The sequence below is a fragment of the Streptomyces sp. NPDC048288 genome (assembly GCF_043201555.1).
GTDB lineage: Bacteria > Actinomycetota > Actinomycetes > Streptomycetales > Streptomycetaceae > Streptomyces.
The window spans coordinates 44829-68350 of record NZ_JBICZD010000013.1; the positions used below are offsets into that span (position 1 = coordinate 44829).

32 protein-coding genes are annotated in these 23522 nt (G+C 70.8%); 19 read left to right on the top strand and 13 right to left on the bottom strand.

Translation table 11 applies throughout. The features are described from left to right. Position 1: 1 nt before the first annotated feature. From ACGFZS_RS37925 to ACGFZS_RS37935, 3 genes are all read right to left on the bottom strand, one after another. On the bottom strand, positions 2-715 hold the full coding sequence (locus ACGFZS_RS37925; protein ID WP_393665610.1) for a response regulator transcription factor: 714 nt from the start codon (positions 713-715) through the stop codon (positions 2-4). Positions 716-837: 122 nt separating this feature from the next. Beyond that, the gene (locus tag ACGFZS_RS37930; protein WP_393798922.1) at positions 838-1479 is read right to left on the bottom strand and encodes a PH domain-containing protein; all 642 of its coding nucleotides are present in this window, start codon (positions 1477-1479) and stop codon (positions 838-840) included. 22 nt (positions 1480-1501) lie between these two features. Next, complete coding sequence (locus tag ACGFZS_RS37935) at positions 1502-2101, bottom strand: PH domain-containing protein (RefSeq protein WP_393798923.1); 600 nt, start codon at positions 2099-2101, stop codon at positions 1502-1504. Positions 2102-2180: 79 nt separating this feature from the next. Between ACGFZS_RS37935 and ACGFZS_RS37940 the strand changes: the two genes are divergently transcribed. Further along, positions 2181-2465, top strand: a complete 285-nt coding sequence (locus ACGFZS_RS37940) for a hypothetical protein (protein ID WP_393798924.1) — start codon at positions 2181-2183, stop codon at positions 2463-2465. 91 nt (positions 2466-2556) lie between these two features. On the opposite strand, the gene ACGFZS_RS37945 is transcribed toward ACGFZS_RS37940, so the two are convergent. Further along, complete coding sequence (locus tag ACGFZS_RS37945) at positions 2557-2832, bottom strand: hypothetical protein (RefSeq protein ID WP_393798925.1); 276 nt, start codon at positions 2830-2832, stop codon at positions 2557-2559. A 118-nt stretch (positions 2833-2950) separates the two neighbouring features. Here ACGFZS_RS37945 and ACGFZS_RS37950 point away from each other — a divergent pair, with 118 nt between their 5' ends. The 4 genes from ACGFZS_RS37950 (at position 2951) to ACGFZS_RS37965 (ending at position 4842) form a co-directional block, all read left to right on the top strand. After that, on the top strand, positions 2951-3775 hold the full coding sequence (locus ACGFZS_RS37950; protein ID WP_393798926.1) for a helix-turn-helix domain-containing protein: 825 nt from the start codon (positions 2951-2953) through the stop codon (positions 3773-3775). Next, complete coding sequence (locus ACGFZS_RS37955; RefSeq protein ID WP_393798927.1) at positions 3772-3993, top strand: DUF397 domain-containing protein; 222 nt, start codon at positions 3772-3774, stop codon at positions 3991-3993. The genes ACGFZS_RS37950 and ACGFZS_RS37955 overlap by 4 nt, the downstream gene beginning before the upstream one ends. Before the next feature lie 136 nt (positions 3994-4129). Then, complete coding sequence (locus ACGFZS_RS37960) at positions 4130-4486, top strand: DUF6247 family protein (RefSeq protein ID WP_362646525.1); 357 nt, start codon at positions 4130-4132, stop codon at positions 4484-4486. Further along, positions 4483-4842, top strand: a complete 360-nt coding sequence (locus ACGFZS_RS37965) for a hypothetical protein (RefSeq protein WP_393798928.1) — start codon at positions 4483-4485, stop codon at positions 4840-4842. Before ACGFZS_RS37960 ends, ACGFZS_RS37965 begins: the two co-directional genes overlap by 4 nt. Here ACGFZS_RS37965 and ACGFZS_RS37970 read toward each other — a convergent pair. From ACGFZS_RS37970 to ACGFZS_RS37995, 6 genes are all read right to left on the bottom strand, one after another. Then, positions 4817-6244, bottom strand: coding sequence for a sensor histidine kinase (locus ACGFZS_RS37970; RefSeq protein WP_393798929.1), 1428 nt, complete (start codon positions 6242-6244; stop codon positions 4817-4819). The genes ACGFZS_RS37965 and ACGFZS_RS37970 overlap by 26 nt on opposite strands. Next, positions 6241-6975, bottom strand: coding sequence for a response regulator transcription factor (locus ACGFZS_RS37975; RefSeq protein WP_393798930.1), 735 nt, complete (start codon positions 6973-6975; stop codon positions 6241-6243). Before ACGFZS_RS37975 ends, ACGFZS_RS37970 begins: the two co-directional genes overlap by 4 nt. 115 nt (positions 6976-7090) lie before the next feature. Continuing rightward, positions 7091-7324, bottom strand: coding sequence for a hypothetical protein (locus ACGFZS_RS37980; protein ID WP_359207801.1), 234 nt, complete (start codon positions 7322-7324; stop codon positions 7091-7093). 38 nt (positions 7325-7362) lie between these two features. After that, positions 7363-8571 (bottom strand): S1C family serine protease, encoded by a 1209-nt coding sequence (locus ACGFZS_RS37985; protein WP_393798931.1) that lies wholly within the window; start codon positions 8569-8571, stop codon positions 7363-7365. A 179-nt stretch (positions 8572-8750) separates the two neighbouring features. Next, positions 8751-9773, bottom strand: a complete 1023-nt coding sequence (locus ACGFZS_RS37990; protein WP_393798932.1) for a LacI family DNA-binding transcriptional regulator — start codon at positions 9771-9773, stop codon at positions 8751-8753. 107 nt (positions 9774-9880) lie between these two features. Further along, positions 9881-10669 carry a response regulator transcription factor gene (locus ACGFZS_RS37995; RefSeq protein WP_393798933.1) on the bottom strand — a complete coding sequence of 263 codons (789 nt, stop codon included), beginning with the start codon at positions 10667-10669 and terminating at the stop codon, positions 9881-9883. A gap of 189 nt (positions 10670-10858) precedes the next feature. On the opposite strand from ACGFZS_RS37995, the gene ACGFZS_RS38000 reads away from it, so the two are divergent. The 8 genes from ACGFZS_RS38000 to ACGFZS_RS38035 all read left to right on the top strand — a co-directional run bounded on the left by ACGFZS_RS38000 (position 10859) and on the right by ACGFZS_RS38035 (position 16291). Continuing rightward, positions 10859-11695 (top strand): alpha/beta hydrolase, encoded by an 837-nt coding sequence (locus ACGFZS_RS38000; protein WP_393798934.1) that lies wholly within the window; start codon positions 10859-10861, stop codon positions 11693-11695. A 53-nt stretch (positions 11696-11748) separates the two neighbouring features. Then, the gene (locus ACGFZS_RS38005) at positions 11749-12003 is read left to right on the top strand and encodes a MoaD/ThiS family protein (protein WP_355722613.1); all 255 of its coding nucleotides are present in this window, start codon (positions 11749-11751) and stop codon (positions 12001-12003) included. Between the two features lie 9 nt (positions 12004-12012). Next, positions 12013-13158, top strand: a complete 1146-nt coding sequence (locus ACGFZS_RS38010) for a hypothetical protein (RefSeq protein ID WP_393798935.1) — start codon at positions 12013-12015, stop codon at positions 13156-13158. 366 nt (positions 13159-13524) lie between these two features. Further along, a complete protein-coding gene (locus tag ACGFZS_RS38015; RefSeq protein ID WP_365695137.1) occupies positions 13525-14262 on the top strand; it encodes a DUF2993 domain-containing protein in 738 nt (245 codons plus the stop codon). Positions 14263-14475: 213 nt separating this feature from the next. Then, entirely contained in the window at positions 14476-14556 is an 81-nt protein-coding gene (locus ACGFZS_RS38020; RefSeq protein ID WP_350751515.1) for an Ms5788A family Cys-rich leader peptide, read from the top strand. A gap of 125 nt (positions 14557-14681) precedes the next feature. Then, complete coding sequence (locus ACGFZS_RS38025) at positions 14682-15521, top strand: sulfurtransferase (protein ID WP_365695138.1); 840 nt, start codon at positions 14682-14684, stop codon at positions 15519-15521. A gap of 106 nt (positions 15522-15627) precedes the next feature. Further along, positions 15628-15915 (top strand): DUF1416 domain-containing protein, encoded by a 288-nt coding sequence (locus ACGFZS_RS38030; protein ID WP_093501297.1) that lies wholly within the window; start codon positions 15628-15630, stop codon positions 15913-15915. Between the two features lie 112 nt (positions 15916-16027). Next, entirely contained in the window at positions 16028-16291 is a 264-nt protein-coding gene (locus ACGFZS_RS38035; RefSeq protein WP_365695139.1) for a DUF3099 domain-containing protein, read from the top strand. Between the two features lie 64 nt (positions 16292-16355). Here the strand turns inward: ACGFZS_RS38035 and ACGFZS_RS38040 are convergent, their stop codons facing one another. Then, the gene (locus ACGFZS_RS38040; RefSeq protein WP_393798936.1) at positions 16356-16718 is read right to left on the bottom strand and encodes a DsrE family protein; all 363 of its coding nucleotides are present in this window, start codon (positions 16716-16718) and stop codon (positions 16356-16358) included. 256 nt (positions 16719-16974) lie between these two features. Between ACGFZS_RS38040 and ACGFZS_RS38045 the strand changes: the two genes are divergently transcribed. Next, positions 16975-17571 carry a hypothetical protein gene (locus ACGFZS_RS38045; RefSeq protein ID WP_393798937.1) on the top strand — a complete coding sequence of 199 codons (597 nt, stop codon included), beginning with the start codon at positions 16975-16977 and terminating at the stop codon, positions 17569-17571. A gap of 100 nt (positions 17572-17671) precedes the next feature. On the opposite strand, the gene ACGFZS_RS38050 is transcribed toward ACGFZS_RS38045, so the two are convergent. Together ACGFZS_RS38050 and ACGFZS_RS38055 are read right to left on the bottom strand one after the other, a co-directional pair. Continuing rightward, positions 17672-18040 carry a hypothetical protein gene (locus ACGFZS_RS38050; protein WP_393798938.1) on the bottom strand — a complete coding sequence of 123 codons (369 nt, stop codon included), beginning with the start codon at positions 18038-18040 and terminating at the stop codon, positions 17672-17674. Positions 18041-18527: 487 nt separating this feature from the next. After that, positions 18528-19376 carry a LysR substrate-binding domain-containing protein gene (locus tag ACGFZS_RS38055; protein WP_393799130.1) on the bottom strand — a complete coding sequence of 283 codons (849 nt, stop codon included), beginning with the start codon at positions 19374-19376 and terminating at the stop codon, positions 18528-18530. An 89-nt stretch (positions 19377-19465) separates the two neighbouring features. Between ACGFZS_RS38055 and ACGFZS_RS38060 the strand changes: the two genes are divergently transcribed. The 5 genes from ACGFZS_RS38060 to ACGFZS_RS38080 all read left to right on the top strand — a co-directional run bounded on the left by ACGFZS_RS38060 (position 19466) and on the right by ACGFZS_RS38080 (position 23483). Further along, on the top strand, positions 19466-19945 hold the full coding sequence (locus tag ACGFZS_RS38060) for a cupin domain-containing protein (RefSeq protein ID WP_393798939.1): 480 nt from the start codon (positions 19466-19468) through the stop codon (positions 19943-19945). Further along, positions 19942-20301 carry a DoxX family protein gene (locus ACGFZS_RS38065; RefSeq protein WP_393798940.1) on the top strand — a complete coding sequence of 120 codons (360 nt, stop codon included), beginning with the start codon at positions 19942-19944 and terminating at the stop codon, positions 20299-20301. Before ACGFZS_RS38060 ends, ACGFZS_RS38065 begins: the two co-directional genes overlap by 4 nt. A 247-nt stretch (positions 20302-20548) precedes the next feature. Next, positions 20549-21208 carry a hypothetical protein gene (locus ACGFZS_RS38070; RefSeq protein ID WP_393798941.1) on the top strand — a complete coding sequence of 220 codons (660 nt, stop codon included), beginning with the start codon at positions 20549-20551 and terminating at the stop codon, positions 21206-21208. Further along, positions 21205-22536, top strand: coding sequence for a hypothetical protein (locus ACGFZS_RS38075; protein WP_393798942.1), 1332 nt, complete (start codon positions 21205-21207; stop codon positions 22534-22536). The genes ACGFZS_RS38070 and ACGFZS_RS38075 overlap by 4 nt, the downstream gene beginning before the upstream one ends. Next, positions 22533-23483: a hypothetical protein gene (locus ACGFZS_RS38080; protein ID WP_393798943.1), complete on the top strand. Its 951-nt coding sequence runs from the start codon at positions 22533-22535 to the stop codon at positions 23481-23483. The genes ACGFZS_RS38075 and ACGFZS_RS38080 overlap by 4 nt, the downstream gene beginning before the upstream one ends. Positions 23484-23522: the final 39 nt, after the last annotated feature.

A 23522-nucleotide genomic window follows, 5' to 3' on the forward strand; every position in this document is an offset into this window, starting at 1 on the left:
CTCAGCCGGCGGGAACCGTCCGCAGGGTGTACCCCATCCCGCGCACGGTGTGGATGAGCCGCGGTTCGCCGCGGCTCTCCAGTTTCCGCCGCAGGTACATGATGTAGACGTCCAGCGTGTTGGACGACGGCTCGAACTCGAACCCCCAGACGTCCCGCAGGATCCGCTCCCGGCTGAGCACCCGCCCCGGATGCCGCAGCAGGAACTCCAGCAGCGAGTACTCGGTCCTGGTCAGATCGACGGCCCGCTCCCCGCGGTGCACGGCCCGGGTCCGCAGATCCATCGCCACGTCGCCGAAGCCGAGGAGCCGGTCCCCGGGCGGGTCCGCCTCCGGCTCCCGCCGCAGACTGCGCCGCAGCAACGCCCGCACCCGGGCGAGGAGTTCCTCGTTGGCGAAGGGCTTGGCCAGATAGCCGTCGGCCCCGTTGTCCAGGGCGACGATGCGGTCCCCCACCGCGTTCCGGCCCGTGATCATCAGAATCGGCACGGTGGACCCGGAGGCCCGGATCCGCCGGGTGGCCGCCAGCCCGTCGAGACCCGGCATCTCCACATCCATCAGCACCAGGTCGGGCGCGTTCCCCGGAGCCCCGAGGAGATCGAGGGCCACTCTGCCGTCCCCGGCGAGGAGCGTCTCGTACCCCTCGAACCTGAGCAGCCGGCCGATCCCATCCCTCACGGCCGCGTCGTCGTCGGCCAGCAGAATCTTCCTCGCCATCCGACAAAAGTGTGACGAGGGGCTGTGAGAGGGCTGGGGCGGGGATGTGCAAGGGCTACGGCTGCGGTGACGGCAGCCCCTGTGGCTGCCGCTGTGGCTGCCGCTGCGGCCGCGGCCGGCGGTCACCGCAGGAGCACCACCAGGGCCGCCACGATCAGCGCGGTCACGGTCAGTCCGGCCTGCCGGATCCGCCTGGCGCGGCGCACCGCGCGCCGCAGGGTGTACCGGTCGGCGTCCTCGGGCCCGCCCCAGGGAAGGCCTTCGCGGTAGGGCAGGGCGGCCTGCCGGAGCCGGGCGACCTCGGCGTGCGGGTCGTCCCACTGCCAGTCGTCGAGCTGCGGGAGCAGCACGCGGCGCCCCTCGAAGTCGTACAAGTAGGTGCGCCACCGCGGGAACATCCCGGAGTCGCCGGGGCCGGGGATCAGCCGCCCGCCCTCTCCGTCCCGCGCGGCGGCGCGCCGGTCGCGCTCGACCTGGATGTCGTACACCTCGCGCCACGCCCAGGTGCGGGACCGCACCGGCCCCCGCGCGGTGATCCCGTCCACCGTGACCCTCGTGCACGCCCGGTACTGGTTCAGCACCATCCTGGCCAGGAGCACGACGACGATCCCTCCGGTCACCGCACCGCCCCACAGCCGCAGCCTGCCGGATACCTCGGTGACCTGCAGCAACGCGTTCACCATCAGCGCGCCCACCGCGGCGACGTACCCCCTCGCCGGCTTCCGCCGCTTCCGGTACACCCGCTCCACGCCGTCCCCCTGCATCCGGGCGTCCGCCCCTTCGGTTTCAGTCGAAGACGAGGACGGCTGCCACGATCGCCGCCACCACGCCCAGCGCCACCACCCAGGTCCACCGCTTGCGCCACGCGGTCCGCCGCACGATCAGCTCCTCGGTCCGCGGGCGCCGCTCCCAGGTGAGGCTGCGGTACGGGGCGGCCGCCAGACAGAGGTCGGAGACCTCGGCGTACGGGTCGTCCACCTGCCAGTTGTTGAGATGCGGCAGCAGGAACCGGCGGCCCTCGAAGTCGTACAGATGGACGACCCACTCCGGATACGTCACCCCGCCGCCGTTGCCCGCGACATGCTCGACCCTGATGTCGTACACCTCGTGCCAGGCCCAGGTGCGCGAACGCAGCACCCCCTGCGCGGTGATACCGGTGGCCGTGACCCGGGTGTGCGCCCGGAACTGGTTCAGCGGGACCATGACCAGAATCACGGCAAGGACCAGCCCGAACCACAGCGCGCCCCAATCGCGCATCCGGGAGTCATCGCCGAGAACCTGCAGCACCGCCACCACGAGCATCGACCCCGCCCCCACGAAGTACCGCCCCGGCAACCTCCGCCGCCTCCGGTACACCCGCTCCACACCGGCCCCCGCCTCACCCACCGACGCCCCCCTCCCCTGACCCACACCGAACTGGTGCACGGCTGGGGAGAGGATAGGGCCGCTTGCTGTGGCGTCGGTCGTGGGGAGGACCGTTCCGCCCGCCCTGGACCAGGTCCTGTGGCAGGCCTGGAAGGCCATGGAACTCCCCGAGGGCTACCGCGCGGAGATCATCGAGGGAGCCATCGAGGTGTCGCCCACCCGCCGCTACTCGCACGGCCAGATCGTCTTCATGTTGAGGGAGGCGTTGGCTGAGTTCCTCAAAGACGGGGACTTCGCCGCGAGGGGTGGGGCGGCCCCGATGTCTGTCACGCCCTGTACGTCGCGGAACCCCACCTGGAGACCGGTGGCATGTCGATCATCCTGACCGGCCAGGAGGACACCTACCCGCCAGGCATTCTCACGGTCGACATCGACTCCCCGGGAATGCTCGGCTTCCACTGAGCCTCCGACGGTCCTCACCCGTCACGCTCCAGCAGGCGCCCGCCCCGGCTGACCGCGATGCGGATCACGTCCTCCAAGGACTCGGTTGCCCGTGTCAGGGCGGACCGTACGGCGAACTCACCCGCCTTCGCGTCGGCGAGAACGGCCCGGGCCCAGGCCAGCACGTCCTTGCCCGAGGCGAGTTGAGCCACCTCGACGCTGTCCGCGAGGAGGGAGAGGCTGCTCCGGTGGTCGTCGGCGCTGAGGTAGCAGGGGTGGCCGTCGAGGTTGGTCCAGGGGAGGAGGCGCATGGCGGGGGTCCTTTGGGGTGGGGGGATCACTGTTCGTGTCCTGATCGTCACTGCTGGCCCGTACGCTGCGGAAGGGGGGCGGCGTTGACGGCGGCTCCGGGCAACGGGGAGGGGTGACGTGGGCGAACAGGCTGACGCGGGGCCGGTTTCCGGGCGGGCCGTGCTGGGGCAGACGCTGAAGGTGCTGCGGGACAAGGCCGGGAAGTCGCTCGGGCAACTGGCTGCCGAGACCGGGTACGACAAGAGCTACCTGAGCCGACTGGAGTCCGGGGAACGGCTGTCCAAGGTGACGGTGATGGAGGACCTGGACGGGTACTACGGCACGGGCGACCTGCTGGTCAGCCATTGGAGAGTGGCTCGGCTGGACGCGTTCAAGGACCAGTACAAGGAGTTCATGGGGCTGGAGGCGACGGCGCGGGTCATGTGGAAGTTCTCGCCGGGCATTCCTGGACTTCTCCAGACCGAGGACTTTGCCCGTGAGGTGTTGTCCGGGGCGCTGGCAACGGCTGACGGAGACGAGTCGGTCGAGGAGCAGGTGGCGGCACGACTGGGCAGGCAGTACCTCCTGAGTCAGAAGCCGCAGCCCGAAGTCCGGCTCATCGTGGACGAGTTCGCCTTCCGTCGCCCCGCCGCGCAAGGCCAGACCTGGCAGGACCAGCTGCGCCATCTTGAGGTTGCCGCGCAGTGGCCCAACGTGACGCTCCAGGTACTCCCCTTCTCCGCGGGGGCACACCACCATATAAGCGGGTCGCTGACGCTGCTCTGGCAGCGGGACGGAAGCGCTGTCGCCTATACGGAAGGCAACAGCAAGGGTTGGCTGTTCGAAGATCCGGACGACATCCTTCGGGAACGACTGTCCTACGATCGGCTCCGCGACCTGGCACTGTCCCCGCCGGATTCGCTCGCGTTCATCAGGGACCTACTGGAGGAGCACGGACCATGACCCGCACCCCCGACCTCAGCAACGCCGTGTGGCGCAAGTCGAGCTACAGCGACGGGGGAGACAACAACTGCGTGGAGGTCGCCGACGGCCACCCCGGCATAGTCCCCGTCCGGGACAGCAAGCTCCCGGCCGTCTGTCCTCTCCTTTTCTCGGCCGCGTCCTGGTCCATGTTCGTGGATGGGGTCAAGGGGGAAGCCGGTCGGCGCACATTCGGGTGACATATGCCCGAAGTCCTGATGTTCGAGGCGTTGCCGCCCACACGCTGGATCCCGTGACCACGACACGAACGACTGATCCACGAGGTATGGGGCGGCTATGGTCGTAGACCTGAAGCGTCGAAGGAGGGCATCGGTCATGACCGCTCACGCCACGGAGAACGACCAGGTCATCCCGCCGATGCCGGAGCGGACACCGAAGGCGTTGCGCGCGGCCATCGCGGAGCACGCCCCCGTGCTGCTTCCGGACTTCGACAGGCACTGGAAAAGGGCAATTGCCTCAAGTGCCGACACCTTCAACCTTCCCCCTGTGCCGGCGTTCATGGCCTTCTGGTGGGGTGAGTACGCGCTCGCCCGCGATCCCGAGCTGGACGCACATGTGCACGATCTCGAAATCCGGGCCTCGGAGTCCACCGACGGCGCCGAAGCCAGGGCCCTTCTCGAAGAGGCCTCGAAGATCCGTCACCGAGTGCGGAAACTGGAGCCCGGCGAGTGACCGACGGGTTCATGGGGCCGCCTTGGCAGATGGACTTGAGGCTTGATGCCCTTGCCGCCTACGAGGCACTGCCCGGCCACGTTCGTGAGATCGTCCGCGCCGCGCGGGCTGAGTTGGTCACCGCGAAGGATCCTTATTTCCGAGGTATCGAGATGGACGCCTGCCTCCCCAACGGAATGACGGTCACGCCGGTCCGATCCAGTGATCCGAAGGGCCCTCGTGTGCTCTTCTTCGACTACGAGAACGGCTGGCTCAAGTACACGTTCGTACCCCGTCTCGAAGACCCCCAGATCATCGTGGAAGAGCTTTTCTGGATGGGAGGCGAAGCGCCTACGGAACCTCTGGCGGAGCCGTAGGCGCTCCCGGCAGGCGTACGGTCGCCACGGTGCCGCCGCCGGTGGCGCGGGCCAGCGTGACGTCGCCGCCGGCCTGCTGGACCGTGCGGGCCACGATGGAGAGGCCGAGGCCGGAGCCGGGGAGGGCGCGGGCGCTGGGGGAGCGCCAGAAGCGGTCGAAGACGTGGGGGAGTTCGTCCTCGGGGATGCCGGGGCCGTGATCGCGGACCGTGAGGACACCGCGGTCCAGGGCGACGTCGATCGTGCCGCCCTCCGGGCTGAACTTCACCGCGTTGTCGAGGATGTTGACGATCGCCCGCTCCAGCGCGGACGGCTCCGCCCGCACGAACCACGGCTGCACGTCCGCCGTGATCTTCAGCTCCGGACCACGCAGCCGGGCACGGCTCAGGGCCGCCTCGACCGTGTCCTGGAGGGCGACTATCTGGACGCGCTCGCCTCGCTGGCCCTCCGAGCGGGACAGCTCCTGCAGGTCACCGATCAGCGATGCCAGCTCCGTCATCTGCGCCTTCACCGAGGCGAGCAGGGCCTTGCGGTCGGCCGGGGGGAGAGGGCGGCCGGTCTCCTCGCTGCGGGTGAGGAGCTCTATGTTCGTGCGCAGGGAGGTCAGGGGCGTGCGGAGTTCGTGGCCGGCGTCGGCGATGAGCTGTTGCTGGAGCTCGCGGGAGCTGGCCAGGGAGGTGGTCATGCTGTTGAAGGAGCGGGAGAGGCGGGCGATCTCGTCGTCGGCGTCCGCCTCCACCGGGATGCGGACACTCAGATCCTCGGTGCGGGCGACGTGTTCGACGGCCTCGGTGAGTTCGTCGACGGGACGCAGGCCGGTTCGGGCGACCGCCAGGCCGGCGGCTCCGGCGCCGACGACTCCGATGCCGGAGACGAGCAGGAGTATCAGGGCGAGGTCTTTGAGAGTGTCCTGCGTGCCCTTCAGAGGAACGGCGGTGACCAGTCCGACGTAGGAGTCTGTGTTGGTGGGCAACACCTGGGTCATCACACGCAGCGCGTTGCCGTCCTTGTCGGTGCCGTTGCGGAAGTAGAGGGCCTCGGTGTTTCCGGCCTTGATGACGTCCTTGTCGGACTGGCTGACCTTGACCTCGCCCGTGGCCCCGGGCAGAAGGCAGATCTTGTCGTCCAGCGTGACTGCCTGGCCGTAGTTGGTCCGGAAGCTGTTGGCGTCCTGGGGCGTTTCGGAGCAGTCGGCGATGGCGTTGCTGACGATCTGGTACACCGCCGGACCGCGCTGCTGCTTCTGCAGGTCGCTCTCCAGCTGGTCGTACAGCTTCCCCTGCACGATGAACCAGCAGGTCACCGATACCGCTGCCACCGCGAACGCCACCGCTGCCGCGACCAGCATGGAGAGGCGGGCGCGGATCGGGAGGGTGCGGAAGCGGCGGGTGAGGGTGTTCACTCGGCGCCGCCTTGGCGCAGGACGTACCCGACGCCGCGCACGGTGTGGACGAGGCGCGGTTCGCCGCCGGCCTCGGTCTTGCGGCGGAGGTACATGACGTAGACGTCGAGGGAGTTGGAGGAGGGTTCGAAGTCGAAGCCCCAGACGGCCTTGAGGATCTGCTCGCGGGTGAGGACCTGGCGCGGGTGTGCCATGAACATCTCGAGGAGGGTGAACTCGGTGCGGGTCAGTTCGACCTGGCGGCCGGACCGGGTCACCTCGCGCGTCGCGAGGTCCATGCGCAGGTCGCCGAAGGTGAGCGCCTCGTCCTCCTCGGCCCCTTCGACCACGGACGCCGCGTACGAGCTGCGGCGCAGCAGGGCACGGATCCGGGCGAACAGCTCGTCGAGTTCGAACGGCTTGACCAGGTAGTCGTCGGCCCCCGCGTCGAGCCCGGTGACGCGGTCGCCGACCGTGTCGCGGGCCGTCAGCATCAGGATCGGGGTCGTGTCGCCCGCGCCCCGGATGCGGCGGGCGGCCGTCATGCCGTCCATCCGCGGCATCTGGATGTCGAGGACCACCAGGTCCGGCCTGTACGCCGTCGCCTTCTCCAGCGCGTCGGCGCCGTCCACCGCGACCTCGGTCTCGTACCCCTCGAAGGCGAGGCTGCGCTGCAGGGCCTCGCGTACGGCCGGCTCGTCGTCGACGATCAGGATGCGCTGGGGTTCACGGTCGCCATCGGCGGGGCTCATCGCTCGCGGTTCCTCAGGGTGTGATGGTTCGGGATGCGGTGGTTCCTGGTGGACGCCTCTCAGCCTCGCATGTTTCCGGGCTGTCGGGTATGCGCGCCGGTGGGGCGGACCGCCCCTAGCCGCGGACCAGGGTCATACGGCTCAGCGGCACCTTGCGCTGGTGCGGACGGGCCGCGGAGGTACGCAGCCCCATCAGCTGCGGGGCCGGCACGACCTCGGGGGCCCGCGGGGCCGGGGCCGTCACGGCCTCCGTCTCCGTCGGTGCGTGGAGTTCGTACGCCACCGCGAGGGCCAGGTCGATGCCGGCCGGTCCGATGCCGGTCACGTGGTGCGAAACCTGCTTGATCATGACGTACTCCCTACGTGCTCGTGCTCGTGCCGGGTGGATCAGCTGGTGGAGCCCGCCCGCAGCTTGGCCAGGTCGGACTTGACGGTGTTGATCGGGATGGCGAAGCCGAGGCCGACACTGCCGGCGTCCGAGGAGGACGAGGAGGAGCCGGAACTGGCCGAGTACATCGCCGAGTTGATGCCGATGATGTTGCCGCCGGCGTCGATCAGCGCGCCGCCGGAGTTGCCGGGGTTCAGCGAGGCGTCGGTCTGGATCGCCTTGTAGGTCGTCGTCGACGAACCCGTCTCGCCGTTGAACTGCTGGCCGCCGAAGGAGAACGGCCACTGGCCGTCGCCGCCGCTGCCCTGGCTCTGCTGGTCCTGGCCCTCGTCGGTGGAGACGGTCACGTCCCGGTTGAGGGCGGAGACGATGCCGCTGGTGACGGTGCCGCTGAGGCCCTCGGGGGAGCCGATCGCCACGACCGTGTCGCCGACCTGGACGCCGTCGGAGTTGCCGAGGGTGGCGGCCGTCAGGCCGGAGGCGTCCTCGAGCTTGATGAGGGCGAGGTCCTTGGCGCTGTCGGTGCCGACCACCTTGGCGGTGTAGGACTTGCCCGCGCTGGTCGTCACCTTGACCGACGTGGCGCCGGAGATGACGTGGTTGTTGGTGATGATCTCGCCGTCGCTGGTGATGATCACGCCGGAGCCGGTGGAGGTGCCGTTGCTGAGGGTCGCGGTGATCTCGACGACGCTCGGGCTGACGGCCGCGGCGATCGTGGCGACGTCGCCCTTCTTGCTGGACGGCACCACGCTGGTGGTGGTGCTGGAGGAGACGGTGTTGTTCTTGCCGGTCAGCTCCTGGAAGGCGTACGCGGTGCCGCCGCCCACCGCCGCCGCGACGATCGCGACCGCGGCCAGCAGGGCTATCGGGCCCCGGGCGCGCTTCTTCGGCGCCGAGTGCGCGGCACCTTCGGGGGCGACGCCTTCGGGAGCGGCGCCTTCGGGAACGGCGCCTTCGGGAACGGCGCCTTCGTGGTGGGCCGAGAACTCCGGGAGCTGTGCGGTCTCCGGCTCCACCGTCACCGCCTGCGGCGCGGCCTCCGGCACCGGCTGCGGCGTCGGCTGGTGGGCCGGCGGGGGCGGCCACTCCGGGTTCACGGGGGAGGGAGCGGAGGCGTGCTGCTGCTGGGGGTACGCGCCCTGGTAGGCGTCACCCTGGGGACCCTGCGGGTTCTCGTACTCGCCGCTGCGGCGGAAGCTCTCGGTCATGACAAATAGCTTGTCCCGTGACCATGAGAGCTTCCTGAGTGCCCGCTGAGAAGGCCGCGAGAAGCGCGTTTGCCCGAAATAAGGAACCTTCTCGCAGGTCGGCGAGGGTTCTCAGGAGGCGTTCATAAACGCTTTCCTGTGGGTGCGGACCTTTCCCCCACCCACCCGCGGCCGAAGGGCTACGCGCAGCCGCAGGACCCGCGCACGACCAGCCGCGAAGGGAACGTCTTCAGGCGTTCTCTCCTCGACCCCGCGACCCGCAGTCCGTCGTCCAGTACCAGGTCCACCGCCGCGCGGGCCATCGCCGGGCGGTCCGAGGCGATCGTCGTCAGCGGGGGATCCGCCAGCGCCGCCTCCTTGATGTCGTCGAAGCCGGCCACGGCCAGCTCGCCGGGCACGTCGAGCCGCAGCTCCCGGGCGGCGCGCAGCACGCCGAGCGCCTGGTCGTCGGTGGAGCAGAAGATCGCCGGCGGGCGCTGCGGACCGGAGAGGATCTCCAGGGCCACCCGGTACGCGTCGTACCGGTTGTACGGCGCCTCGAACAGCCGGTCCTCCGTGTCGAGCCCCGCCTCGTCCATGGCCCGCTTCCAGCCCTCGACGTGGTCGGAGACCGGGTCGCCGACGGCCGGGGTCTCGGCCGTACCGCCCATACAGGCCACGTACTCGTAGCCGTGCTCCAGCAGGTGGCGGACGGCGAGCTGGGCGCCGCCCAGGTCGTCCGTCACCACGGCGACGTCGTCGATGGCCTCGGGCCGCTCGTGGAGGAGGACCACCCGGGCGTCCCAGGCGTCGATCTCGGCGGCGGCCAGGTCGTTGAGGGCGTGGGAGACGAGGATGAGGCCGGAGACCCGCATCCCGAGGAACGCGCGCAGATAGTGGACCTCGCGCTCGGCGACGTAGTCGGTGTTGCCGACCAGCACCATTTTCCCGCGCTCGGACGCGGCCTGCTCGACCGCGTGCGCCATCTCGCCGAAGAAGGGCTGGCGGGCGTCCGGGATGATCAGGCCTATGAGGTCGGTGCGCCGCGAGGCCATCGCCTGGGCGACCCGGTCGGGCCGGTACCCCAGTTCCTTGATCGCGGCGAGGACACGCTCGCGCGTGGCCGGGGCGACCGGCCGGGGTCCGTTGTTGATGACATAGCTGACAACGGCGGTCGAAGTTCCCGCCAGCCGCGCCACATCATCCCGAGTCACCTTGGCCACGCGCGGAGTCTACGCGGATGGACCCGCTCTGGGCAGGGCGTATCGAAGCTTCGCTTGCGTAAGCAATGCCCCGGCCGGGCGACGGCCATGCCTCGCCCGGCCGACCACTACGCCTCCGCCGGTACCTCGACCGCGTCCAGGGCCGCCGAAGCGTCCGCATCCTCCGCCTTTGGCCGGTCCGCCTGCGCCTTCGTGGGGTCGCCGGCCCGCTCGCCGCGCTCGCCCTTCTCCGGCGTAACGAATCGATAACCGACGTTCCGGACGGTGCCGATCAAGGACTCGTGCTCGACGCCGAGCTTGGCGCGCAGCCGTCGTACGTGGACGTCGACGGTCCGGGTGCCACCGAAGTAGTCGTACCCCCAGACCTCCTGGAGCAGCTGTGCGCGAGTGAACACCCGGCCGGGGTGCTGGGCCAGGTATTTCAGCAGCTCGAACTCCTTGAAGGTGAGGTCGAGGACCCGGCCCTTCAGCTTCGCGCTGTACGTCGCCTCGTCGACCGACAGGTCGCCGTTGCGGATCTCCATGGGGGAGTCGTCGGCGACGATCTGCTGGCGGCCCATGGCGAGCCGCAGCCGCGCCTCGACCTCGGCCGGGCCCGCGGTGTCGAGGAGCACGTCGTCGATGCCCCAGTCGGCGGTGACGGCGGCGAGCCCGCCCTCCGTCACGACGAGGATCAGCGGACAGCCGGGGCCGGTCGAGCGGAGCAGCTGGCAGAGGCTGCGGACCTGCGGGAGGTCACGGCGGCCGTCGATCAGGATGACGTCGGCACCCGGGGTGTCGACGAGGGCGGGGCCTTCGGCCGGGGCGACCCGCACGTTGTGCAGGAGCAGGCCGAGGGCCGGCAGCACCTCCGTCGACGGCTGGAGGGCGTTGGTCAGGAGCAGCAGAGAACTCATACGTCTGGTTCCTCCTCGGTCCCTGCGAGGACTGTGTGCAATGACACTGCGCTGCGCTCCCGAGCCTCCGCACGTCCACGGTCATCCCCGGTCACCTGGAGTTTCCCGCTTCGTATACAGAGCTTCCGAAAGCACAAAAGGACCCGGTGGCGGCGCTGCCCGAGTCCTCTGCCCAGCAGAATAGCCCACATGAGCATGGGTCCGGCAGGTCATGTGGCACGTTCCATCGTTCGTCCGCACTCTGAGACAAGCAGATACGCCCCTATCCGGACGTTTCTGCGCACCGCCGACGGGGTTTCCGTCGATTCCGTATACGATCCGGCCTCCGTCGTATACGACGGCTCCCCGCCACCTTCCCGTGACCTGGTGTTCGTCATGGCCCACGGTTTCACCGGAGACGTGGACCGGCCACACGTACGACGGGTGGTCGCCGCGCTGACGGATTACGCCCCCGTGGTCAGCTTCTCCTTCCGGGGCCACGGCCGCTCCGGCGGCCGCACCACCGTCGGCGACCGCGAGGTCCTCGACCTGGCGGCGGCGGTGCGCTGGGCGCGCGACCTAGGGCACCCGCGCGTGGTGACCATCGGCTTCTCCATGGGCGGCTCGGTGGTCCTGCGGCACGCGGCGCTGCACGCCGGGGTCGACGCGGTCGTCTCCGTCTCCTCGCCCGCCCGCTGGTACTACCGGGGCACCGCCCCCATGCGCCGCGTCCACTGGCTGGTCACCCGGCCCGAGGGCCGGCTGGTCGGCCGCTACGGCTTCCACACCCGTATCCACTACCGCGACTGGAACCCGGTGCCGCTGTCCCCGGTGGAGGCGGTGCCGAAGATCGCCCCCACCCCGCTGCTCATCGTGCACGGCGACAGCGACGGCTACTTCCCGGTCGACCACCCGAAGATGCTGGCCGACGCCGCAGGTGGGGCCGCCGAACTCTGGCTGGAGCCGGGCATGGGCCACGCGGAGCACGCGGCCGACGATGCGCTGCTGGCCAGGATCGGCGACTGGGCGGCGTCCAGGGCGGGCTAGCCTGACCCCGTACACAGCCGACTGATGAACTTCCGAGTCTCCTGAGGAACCGCATGCCCAAGGTCACGGTGCGCTACTGGGCCGCCGCGAAGGCCGCGGCCGGCGTCGCCGAGGAGCCGTACGACGCGGACACCCTCGCCGAGGCACTGGACGCGGTACGCGCGCGACACCCCGGGGAACTGGCGCACGTCCTGCGGCGATGCTCCTTCCTCGTCGACGGTGACCCCGTCGGGACGCGCGCGCATGAGACGGTACGGCTGGCCGAGGGCGGCACGGTCGAGGTGCTCCCGCCGTTCGCAGGAGGGTGAGCGAGAGCGATGACCAACCAGCCGTACGAGGGCTACGACCCGTACCAGCAGCAGCCACAGCCTCAGCAGCCCCAGCAGCAGTGGGGGTACGAGGAGCAGCAGTACGCCACCCAGCAGTGGCAGGGGCAGACCTGGGAGACCCAGACCCACGCGCCGGTGCAGGCCGCACAGGGACAGGCACAGGGACAGGCACAGGGACAGGCACAGCCGCAGGCACCGGCGTCGGCGTCGGCCGCCGAGACCGCGTACCTGCCGCAGCACACGTACGCCGCACCGGCGCAGCAGCCGGCGTTCGCCGCACCCGCCCCGGCATCCGCTGCCGCCCCCGCCCCCGCCCCCGCCCCGGCGCCCGGCGGGCCCGAGAGCGAGGGCGGGAGCTACGGCCCCGCGACCCTCGCCGGCAACGCGCGCATCACCGACGCCCAGCGGGCCCGCCTGGAGGGCCGCTCGCCGATCATCGAGCCCGGCATGCAGCCGGCCCTGCTCACCGCCCTGCTGGGCGTGCTGCTGGCGGCGACGGCGCCTCTCTCCTCGTACGCCCTGGTCGTCCCCCTGGTGGTCCTCCAGGCCGTGACGGCCGCGGGCTGGTTCCGGCTGAACGGCATGTGGCCGGCCCGCCAGGGCATCGCCCTCGCCTTCCTGGGCGGGCTGACGGCGGACGTGGCGGTCCTCGTCGCGGGCCGTGACCAGGCCCCGGCGGCGATCCTCGGCCCGCTGGGCATCTGGGTCCTGCTCACCCTGGTCCTCCAGCTCCGCTCCCACGCGGACCCGGACACCCGTATGTCCGGCCTGATGGCCACGGTCGCCTCCTCCGCGCTGGCGATCATCGCGACGGGTTACCTGGGCGCCGACCCCGACGCCGTGTCCGTCGGCGCCGCCGCGGTCGCGGTGGCCGTCCTGGCGAGGGCCCTGCCCCTGCCCACCCCGGCATCGGTGATCGTCTCCCTGCTGGCCGCCACCGGCGCCGGCATCGCGGTGGGCGGTATGACCGACCTCGGTACGAAGGGCGCGCTGACCGGCGTCGCGGCCGCGGCCTGCGCCCTCGTCGGCCACCGCGTCGCCAGCTACGACTACCCGTCAAGGTTCGTCCACTTCACCGCAGGCGTGGCCCTACCCCTGACAGCCGCGGCACCGGCGGTCTGGATCCTCCACTGACCTTTCCCACCCACCCGACTCGGTCAGTGGAGAGGCGAGGCCGAGGGGGGTGGGCGGCGCTGGAATGGAACGGGCGCGGCCTTCGAACGTGGGCCGGGCGGCCGACGCCCAGGAGCGCGGGGGCTCGGGCCCTTTGAACGCCGGGCCCGGCAGCCGACCTAAGGGGCGCGGGGCTGTATCTGATATGCGGCTGCCGCCGCGTGGGCGCGACCAGCCCCCACCGGCCGGCAGCCGAAAACCACGGCCGGCTCCCCCTCGCACTGTCACAGCTGGTCGACAATCCCCCGTCGGCCCGCCCCCGCAGGGTTAGCGTGGCGGGACCGACCTGCAGATGCCGTCAGATGCCGACCCGGGGGACCCCACCACATGCGCGCCCTGCGAATACTCCTGATCACCGTCGTCGTGCTCGGCGTTCTCTTCGTGGTCGTCGACCGTGTCGCCGTGTACTTCGCCGAAGGCCAGGCCGCCGACAAGCTGAAGACGACGGAGGGCCTCGCGAGCACCCCCGACGTCTCCATCAAGGGCTTCCCGTTCCTCACCCAGGTGGCCGACGGCACCCTCGACGACGTCGAGGTCGGCATCAAGGACTACGACGCGGCCACCGGCACCGCCGGCAAGACCATCCGCATCGACGACCTGCACGCCGACATGAAGGGCGTCACCTTCACCGGCGACTACAGCTCCGCCACCGCGCGGACCGCCACCGGCACCGCGCTCATCTCCTACGACGAGCTGCTCAAGAACGCCAAGACCGCGCCCACCGACCTCGGCCTCGGCTTCACCGGCCAGGTCGTCGGTCTCGCCGACGGCGGCAACGGCAAGATCAAGGTCACCCTCGACGTCACCGTCCCGGGCGTGAACACCCACCAGAAGGTCCCCGTCCTCAGCACGGTCACCGTCAAGGACAACACCGTGCAGGTGCACGCCGACAGCCTCCCCAAGCTCGCCGGCGTCAGCCTCGTCGAGGACCGCTTCCGCCAGGCCTCCGACTTCCAGCAGGCGATCGACCAGCTCCCCGGCGGCGTCCAGCTGGACACCGTGGAGGCCGTGAAGGACGGTGTGGAGATCGCGGTGAAGGGTTCGAACGTCAAGCTGGCCGGGTAGAAAGCGCCACGGCGGCGACCCGCCGGGGCGGCCCCCGCCGTCCATCAGGCGAGACGGCGGCGTCCGTACCGTAGATGTGACGACGCATACAGACGCCCGCCCGTCCCGGAACGATGCCCCGGGCCCGCACCCCGTCCCACAATACGGACGATCGCGTCTCAACATGCGACATGCCGGTGACATGCCCGGTTATCCGTCCCTACGATCGAGGCCATGAAGCGACAGGCGGACCTCACGAAGCGGCGGGCAGTCGACCTGTGCCGCGTCGCCGCCATGCTCTGTCGCCCCTTCTGACGGCGGAGGCCGTGCCGCCTCCGCATCCCCCCTGCCCTCCTTCGCCGAGGGCATCCGTGCGCGCCGACGCGCGCACCCACCCGCACTCGCACGCCCCGCCGCAACTGCCCCGGAGGAGAAAGAGCATGAGCCGCAGCGACGTCCTCGTCGATGCCGAGTGGGTCCAGGACAACCTGGACAACCCCGAGATCGCGATCGTGGAGGTGGACGAGGACACGTCCGCCTACGAGAAGAACCACATCAAGAACGCGATCCGCATCGACTGGACCAAGGACCTGCAGGACCCGGTCCGCCGCGACTTCATCGACCAGGAGGGCTTCGAGAAGCTCCTGTCGGCGAAGGGCATCGCCAACGACACGCTGGTGATCCTCTACGGCGGCAACAACAACTGGTTCGCGTCGTACGCCTACTGGTACTTCAAGCTCTACGGCCACGAGAACGTCAAGCTCCTCGACGGCGGCCGCAAGAAGTGGGAGCTGGACGCCCGCGAGCTGGTCGAGGAGGTCCCGGACCGCACCGAGACCACCTACACCGCCAAGCCGCAGAACACCGCGATCCGCGCCTTCCGCGACGACGTCGTGGCGGCCATCGGCGCGCAGAACCTCGTCGACGTCCGTTCCCCCGACGAGTTCTCCGGCAAGCTGCTCGCCCCGGCCCACCTGCCGCAGGAGCAGTCCCAGCGCCCCGGCCACGTGCCCTCGGCCCGCAACATCCCGTGGTCGAAGAACGCCAACGACGACGGCACCTTCAAGTCGGACGACGAGCTCAAGGAGCTCTACGCCGAGGAGCAGGTCGACCTCGCCAAGGACACCATCGCCTACTGCCGCATCGGCGAGCGCTCGGCCCTGACCTGGTTCGTCCTGCACGAGCTGCTCGGTGTCGAGAACGTCAAGAACTACGACGGCTCCTGGACCGAGTACGGCAGCCTCGTCGGCGTCCCGATCGAGCTCGGCGCCAACAAGTAAGACCCCCGGCAGGACCAAGCAAGACCCAGCAGGACCCAGCAGGACCCAGCAGGACCCAGCAGGACCTCAGACCGACCTTTCAGGACCCCATCCTCAGGAGTACGACATGTGTGGAGCGAAGGCCGGCGGCCCGGACCCCTCGACGATCAAGCCCGGTGAGACCACGATCCAGGGTCAGGTGACGAAGGACGGCGAGCCCGTGGTCGGCTACGTCCGCCTGCTCGACTCGACCGGCGAGTTCACCGCGGAGGTCCCCACCTCCGCCACCGGACAGTTCCGCTTCTACGCGGCCGAGGGCACCTGGACCGTCCGCGCCCTCGTCCCCGGCGCCACCGCCGACCGCACGGTCGTCGCCCAGCAGGGCGGCCTGGCCGAGGTCGCGATCGCGGTCTGAGCACAGAGCAGCACACCCGCAAGGGCCGCGCCCCCGTGCCACACACGGAGGCGCGGCCCTTCGCCGCTTCCGGGGCCGCGCCCAACGCCCGCCGCCGACCTACCCTGGATGCATGCTGGCCCGTCGCCGTCGCGTCTACTTCGTCATGATGGGGATCTGCATCGGTCTCTTCGTCCTGGCGTGGAGTGTCGTACGCATCTGGTCCGTCCCCGCCGCCGTGGGGATGTGCGTGGTGGCCATGGTCATCCCCCCGGTCGCCGCGATGGTCGCGAACCGCCGCGGTCCCGACGACCGCTGGTGGGACGACCCGTCCGGCGATCCCCAGTCGGACGAGTGGTGGGACGAGCTGGACGGCAAGAAGCGGCCGAGGTCCTAGGCGCTGTCCCAGACCTCGCCCCAGACCTCGCCCCAGACCTCGCCCCAGGCTCTCTCCGGCGCCGCTAGTACACGAGCGCCTGCGCCCCGTCCGCCATCGCCTCCTGCACGAAGACCTGCGCGCCCGCGATCCGTACGCCCTCGATGACGTCCTTCTCCGTGATGTCCCGGCGGGCCGCGCACTGTGTGCAGAGGGTGAGCGTGCCGCCCGCCAGGATCGAGTCGACCAGGTCGGGGAGCGGGGCGGCATGCGGCAGTTCGAAGTCGGCGGCGCGGCCCGGCAGCGCGAACCACGCGGACTCGCCGGTCAGCCACATCGACACCTCGACGCCGCTGGCCACGGCCACCGCCGCCACCGTGAACGCCTGCGAGCACCGCTCGGGAGCGTCCACCCCCGCCGTCACCTTGATCACGAGCTTCTTCGCCATGCCGGAAGCCTAACCACCGACCGGGCCCCGCCGCGTCCGGTCGGCATCCGACGGCCTCCCGGAGCCAGACCGCGTGGGCGGCCCCGCCGGCGTTGGCGGGGAGCCGGCCGCCGCTGCCCGCGGCGACGCTGTTGACGACGTACTGCGGAACGCGGTGCGGGCGTCGATGTGCTCCCGAGGGGTGGGGATCCGAGGGGTTCTCGGCCACAGTGGACGTACCCGGTCGAGGGGAAGCCGGGGTGGGGAGGGGCGACCGATGACGGAACCCGATCTGTTCGCGCCGGAAGCCGTCGTGGTGGGGCAGCCTAAGCGTTCGAAGTGGCGCACGTACCGGGGCCCCGCCCTGGCGGTGTCCACCGTGGAGGGAACCCCGCTCGCCGAGGTCACGGACATCGACCACACGCACTTCGTCCTCGCGAGAACGTCCGGCGAGGTCGTCGTCCGCATCGAGAAGCGTTCCTGGATCGGGCCGTTCCAGCAGTTCGGGCCGGTGCGGTTCCGCTTCACCGACGGAGCGGACCGGGAGATCGGCGCCGCCGGTGCCCGTGGACTCATCAAGTCCCTGCAGCTGAGCCTCCGGACGGAACCAGGTCGCCAACTCCTCCTCACGCGGCTGAACCCGGCGTCCGTCGAATGGCACCTCACGGAGACCGACCCGGGAAGCGGCGGCCCCCCGCCGGAGATCCTCGGCCGGGTCACGGTGAGCACCGTCGACTCATGGATCGGGCTGCAGCAGTACGACGTCGAGATGACGCCCCGCCTGGACGCCTCCGAACGGCGGACCTTCGTCGCCTCGGTCGTCTGTCTGCACCTGATCCGCCGGCCGCCGGGCGAGGGCTCCGCGCCGGCGTGAGTGCGCCGCCCCCGACACGCACCGCACCGCGCCGCGTACTCGGGTGCGGCACCCGCGTCCCGCGCGATCACGTACGGCACTTACCGGAGGCCACGGCGGGTCACGGGTGCTCCGCCCGCCGGTGCCGGCGCAGCAGCGCGTTCGCGTCGGTGGCCGCGCTGTGGTCGTGGGTGGCGCGGGCGGTCTCCCGCCGGCCGTCGAGATGCGTGCACTCGGCACAGCCGGGCACGGGCCACGGCGGTCGGCTGAGGTCCTCGGGATCCGGCGGCACGGCCCAGGTACGGTCGTTCGCCGCGCGTACGCCCGCACTGAGCCGCTCTCTGTCGGTGGCGGGCCGCAGCGTCGACGGATGGGCCTGCCACTCTCTCCCTCCCCCCACGGGACGCAGCATCGTGTACGGCCCCGACTGGTCCTGGTACTCGCCGACCTGGTCGGTTGCGGTGTCGTAGAGCAGGGTTCCGGGCTCCATGGCATTCGCTCCTTTTGTCCAACATCTATACGAAATGCGAGAGTTGGACTACTCTGCGGGTCGAGGCTGCTACGAGGACGGCCGGGAGGCGGCGTCGGCACGCCGAGAAGGACCGGTTCTTCCCCGTCTGGCGGCGCCGTTTCCACACATTCCACGGGCAGCGGTTCGCGGTTCCGGGAGCGGTGTCGGCGGTACCGTGCGCTTCTCTCCGAAGCCGCGCTGCGCACTCCGCTCCAGGAACCCGATGAGTGGCACGGGCAGTTGGAGACCTGCAGACCTGGAGACCTGGGCCCACGGACAGGGCGTCTACGACACGTTGGACGCCCCGCATCCCCCTACGAGCTGCCTCCGGCACGTGGCCTCGCCGGGCGTGATCGGGCCGGAACCGTCTGTCGTTCCATGCCGCCCAACTGCCCCTCCCCGCAGAGCCGTTCCGGATCGAGCAGGCCGGTCCCGGCGGCCGGACCATGAGTATCCGATCGTCCGATCAGCCGTAGGCGGCGACCGCCACCCGCACGAACGACCGCAGCAACGGATTCCCGTCCCCCTCGGCCCACGCCACCACCACCCGGCTCGGGGCCATGTCGGTGACCGGTACGACCGTGAGCCCGTCTCCCGGGTCGTGGCCGGTCAGGGTCATGCCCACCGTGCCGTTCCAGAGCACCGCCTGCCGGCACTCCTGGACGGCCCGCACGACCGGCCCCTCCCGCGCCTCCCCGCCGTTCCAGTACGACTGCCAGAGCGGGTCCGTGCCCTCCGGGAACCGGAACCACCGCCGGTCGGCGAGGTCGGCCAGCCGCAGGCTCTCCCGGCCGGCCAGCGGATCGTCGGCCCGGAGCAGCGCGCCCACCGGATCGGCCCGCAACTCCCTGACCACCAGCCCTGTTCCGTCGAACGGCGCGCGGGTGAGAGCGACGTCGACGCCACCCGCGTGCAACCCGCACGTGGGGTCCGTCAGGTCGGTCTCGCGGATGCGGATCTCGACGCCCGGGTGGCGTTCGCGGTACGCGCGGGCCAGGCGCCGTACGCCGGGATCCGCGCTGTCGCCGAGGAGGCCGACGGTCAGGACAGCGGTCCCCGCCGCCGCCGCGACCCGCACGCGCAGCCGGTCGGCCTGGTCGAGGAGCGCGCGGGCCTCGTCGAGGAGGACGGCCCCGACGGGGGTCAGGGCGACCCCTGCAGGTGACCGCTCGAAGAGCGGCGCGCCGGTCTCGGTCTCCAGTGCCTTGATCGCACGGCTCAGCGGGGGCTGGCTCATATGGAGCCGTGCGGCGGCCCGGCCGAAGTGGAGTTCCTCGGCGACCGCCACGAAGTAGCGCAGCGTCCGCAGTTCCAGCCTTTCCATGCAGCGACGATACCGATCGGGTATCGGGTCGGCGGAACAGGTCTTGGACAGCCGGACCACCCCGGCCGTGGAATCGGAGCATGACGACTCACGACAACAACGACCATCCCGCGGTATCCGTCGTCGGCCCCGGCGACGGCGAGGTGCTGATGCTCGGCACCACCCGGATGCGGGTCCTGGAGGACGGCCGTACCACCGGCCACCGCCTCGGCCTCGCCGAGTCCGTCCTCGCGCCGCACACCCCCGGCCCGCCGCAGCACCGGCACGCCCGGCACGACGAGGGCTTCTACGTCATCTCCGGCTCGGTGCGCTTCACCGTCGGGGACGAGGAGTACGACGCCACGGCCGGAACCCTCGTCATGGTGCCGCCCGGCGCCCCGCACACCTTCGCCAACGTCACCGGCGAACCGGCCGTCATGCTCAGCACGTTCACGCCCGACCTGTACGTGCAGTACTTCCGGGACCTGCGGGACCTGTTCGCCACCGGCGGGCCGCCGAGCCCGCAGGCGAGCGCCGAGGTCATGAGCCGTTACGCCACCGAGCCGGCCGCCGGCTCATGAGCGCCGCGTACTGGGCCGTGGCCGGTCCGCTCGCGCTCTTCTACCTCTACGGAGGCGGGATGAAGGTCGTACGGAGCAGGGAGCGGCTGCTGCCGATGATGGCCTGGGTGGCGGACACCCCGATGCCGGCCGTGCGGGCGATCGGGGCCGTCGAGGTGCTGGGCGCGGTGGGTCTGGTGCTGCCGCGTCTGACCGGTGTCGCATCCTGGCCGGGCGTGGCCGCCGCGGTGGGGTTCGTCGTGCTCCAGGCCGGTGCGATCAGGGTCCATCTGCGGATGGGGGACCGGCGGATCGCCCTCAATGTCGTGCTTTTCCTGACGGCCGGGGTGACCGTGTGGCTGGCCGCGGTGTCCTGATCGTAATTAATCCTTGTACAACTCACCGAGTTTTCCGTGAGTCTCCTGTGCAGCGCTGATCAAGGAATCAGCGCTCCCGTACGCAAAGGGGGACGAATTGGACGCACCGGAAACACCATCTGAGAGACAGCCCGAGACACCACCCGAAGCGCCGCTCGAAGCGCCGCTCGAAGCGCCTGCCGAAAAACGGAAACGGAAGCGGGGCCGTGCCGGTGTCCTGATCGCCACCGCCGCGGTCCTGGGCGTCGTGGCCGGCACCTGTGTCGGCTACCTCGTGCAGGCCGACCGTGAGCCCACCGCGCTGCCGCCGCTCTCCCAGCCGTCGGTCGCGCAGGCGAAGGGCGCCGCTCCGGAGCCACTGTCGGCCGCCCAGGACCGCGAGGTCAAGGTCGACGGCGATCTGCGCAAGCTGCTGCTGAAGAAGCCGGGCGGGGCGCGCAAGGGGCTGGTCGAGGCGGGCGAGGACGGGTGGATGGACCTCGGCGAGTACGCGGAGTCGTTCAAGTACCCGGCGGGCGCCTTCCGCAGCCTGGCCGGGGACAACGAGTTCCGCCGGGCCGCCGTCACCAACTGGCGTGAGGGCAGCACGTACAACGTCGAGATCCGGCTGGTCCAGTTCCGCCAGGAGGAGACCGGCACCGAGGCCGCCGACGCGGCGGACGACGGCTACTACTACGCCCAGCCGACGGACGACTTCACCACCGAGAGCTGGCCGATACCCGGCACGGGCGACGGCATGGCGTACGTCCACACCAAGCCCGACACCGCCTACGGCGTGAGCCTGTACACGGCGGAGGCGCACGCGTGGCGCGGGGACATCGAGATGCAGGTCTGGATCTACGACACGAAGCCGATCCCGAAGGCGAAGGTGCTCGACCTCGCGAAACGGCAGATGGAGCAGCTGTGAGCGACAACCCGCAAATCCCCACGAGCCCCGAGCCGCCGACCACCGAGCCGCCGACCACCGAGCCGACGGCCGTCGAGGCGCCGACCACCGAGCCGACGGCCGTCGAGGCAACGGCTGCTGAGCCGAAGGTCGTTGAGCCGAAGGCCGTTGAGCCGACGGCCGTCGAGGCGACCGCCGTTGAGCCGAAGGTCGTTGAGCCGACGGCCGTCGAGGCGACCGCCGTTGAGCCGACTGCTGCTGAGTCGCCGACCGTAGAGCCGCTGGCTGTCGAGTCGTCGGCCGTCGAGCCGTCTCTCATCAAGCCGTCCGCTGCCGAGCCGACGGCCGCAGGCCCGACGGCGCCCTTGCCGACGGCCGCGAACCCGAAGGCCGCCGATCCGGCTCGCGCCGATCTGGTCTCCGCCGATCCGGCTCGCGCCGATCTGGTCTCCGCCGATCCGGCTCGCGCCGATCTGGTCTCCGCCGACTCGGCACCCGCCGACCCGGCCTCCACCGACGCGATGGCCACCGACGCGATGGCCACCGACCCGACGGCCGCCGCCCCGGCCCCCCTCGACCCGGCCCCCCTCGACCCCGCCCCCGCCCCCAAGCGCCCCCGCAACCGCCGTCGTATCGCGGCTCTCGCCGCCACCGGTGTGCTGATCGTCGCGGTGCTGGCCGGTGGTGGTTACACGGTCGTCACCGTGCGGGGTGCCGACCGGGATGCCGGGGCTCCTTCCTGGAGCCTGCCGAAGGCGTCCAAGGGGGCGAAGGCGGCCGCGGTCACCGGGCTGCCGGGGATGCTGCTGCCGTACGACGGCGACACCTACCTGCGCGGCCCGGACATGGCCGAGTTCGGGTCGGACGTGGCGCTGTCCGGCCGGGAGGCGACGCTGCTGCGCAAGGAGTCGGTCAAGGACCTGCCGCGTTCGCAGCGGCGGGAGCTGGAGCGGCAGATCGACCGGAACCCGGTCAAGGGCATGGCGATGCGCAGCTACGTGAGCACGAACGGCACGCCGGGTGACCAGTTCACGATGGAGTTCGTGCTGGCGCGGATGGGGAACGCACGGGCGGTGCGGTCCATCGCGGGCGTGCAGAAGGAGTTCTTCGACGCGCTGAAGGTGTTCCGCAAGGGCCCGGAGATCGAGGGCTTCAAGGACTCGACCGCGTGCTTCCTGCCGCCGGCCGACTCGGAGGAGAAGCTCGACATGATGTTCTGCTCCGGCTACGTGGGCGACGTCCTGGTCACCGCCACGGCCACCGCGGCCAAGCCGCTCGACAAGGAGGGCGCGGCCGAGATGCTCCGCGCACAGCTCGACCGCATCAAGGAGCCGGGGGCGTCCGTATGACCATGGAAGTGAACCCGCCGGAGTCCACCACCGACCTCCCCGAGGCCGAGGCGCAGCCACAGCCACAGCCGGAACTCCACCCGAAGCCACAGCTGGAACTCCACCCGGAGCCTCAGTCGGAATTCCACCCGGAGGCGCAGCCGGAACCCCAGGCGCTCGCGTACCCCGAGCCGCCGAAGAAGGACCGGCGGCGGTTGCGGGGCGCGCTGCGCTGGGCCTCCGCCGTGGCCGTCTTCGCGGTCGTCGGGTCCGGGACGGCGTACGGCATCACGCGGCTGGACCGTACCGACGTACCCGGTCTCGCCACGCACGCCGACGGCCGCTGGGACTACCCCGTCCTGGTCCGGCCCCCGCTGCCCTCCGGCAGCCCCGGCCCGAACGACGACGCCCGCAACCCGGCCGGCAGCCACTACGCCGACCTGCGGAAACTCCTGCTGCCCGCGCCGCGGGGCGCCACCGCCGACGCCTCGCTGAAGGGGACGGACGGCTGGCTGGCGACGAAGACCTTCCTCAAGGAGTTCTCGCTCGCGCCGGACCGCGAGGACGTGAACCAGCACCTCACCGACAACGGCCTGCGGCACATCGCGGCCCGCGGCTGGACCACCGCCGACGGCACGCACACCCGCGTCTACCTGCTCCAGTTCAGCACCGGGGCGGTCGCGGACCACGTGCTCGGCGACGAGCTCACCGGGAACGAGGCGCCGTTCTACCGGGTACGCGGCGGCGAGGCCTACGAGCGGGACGACGCCTTCCCGAGGGCGGCCGAGGTGACGGACGTGCACACGATCGCGACCCGCGAGGCGAAGCCGTACGGTGCCGAGCAGGTCCGCCAGGCCTACCTCGCCTCCGGCGACACCGTCGCGGTGATCATCCAGACCCGGAAGGGCAGCGCCCTCGCCGTTCCCTTCCAGCAGACGGTGACCCTCCAGGCCGAACTGCTCGCCTGAACCCGCGGGGCACTCCGTAGGGGTGTACCTCGCCAAGAG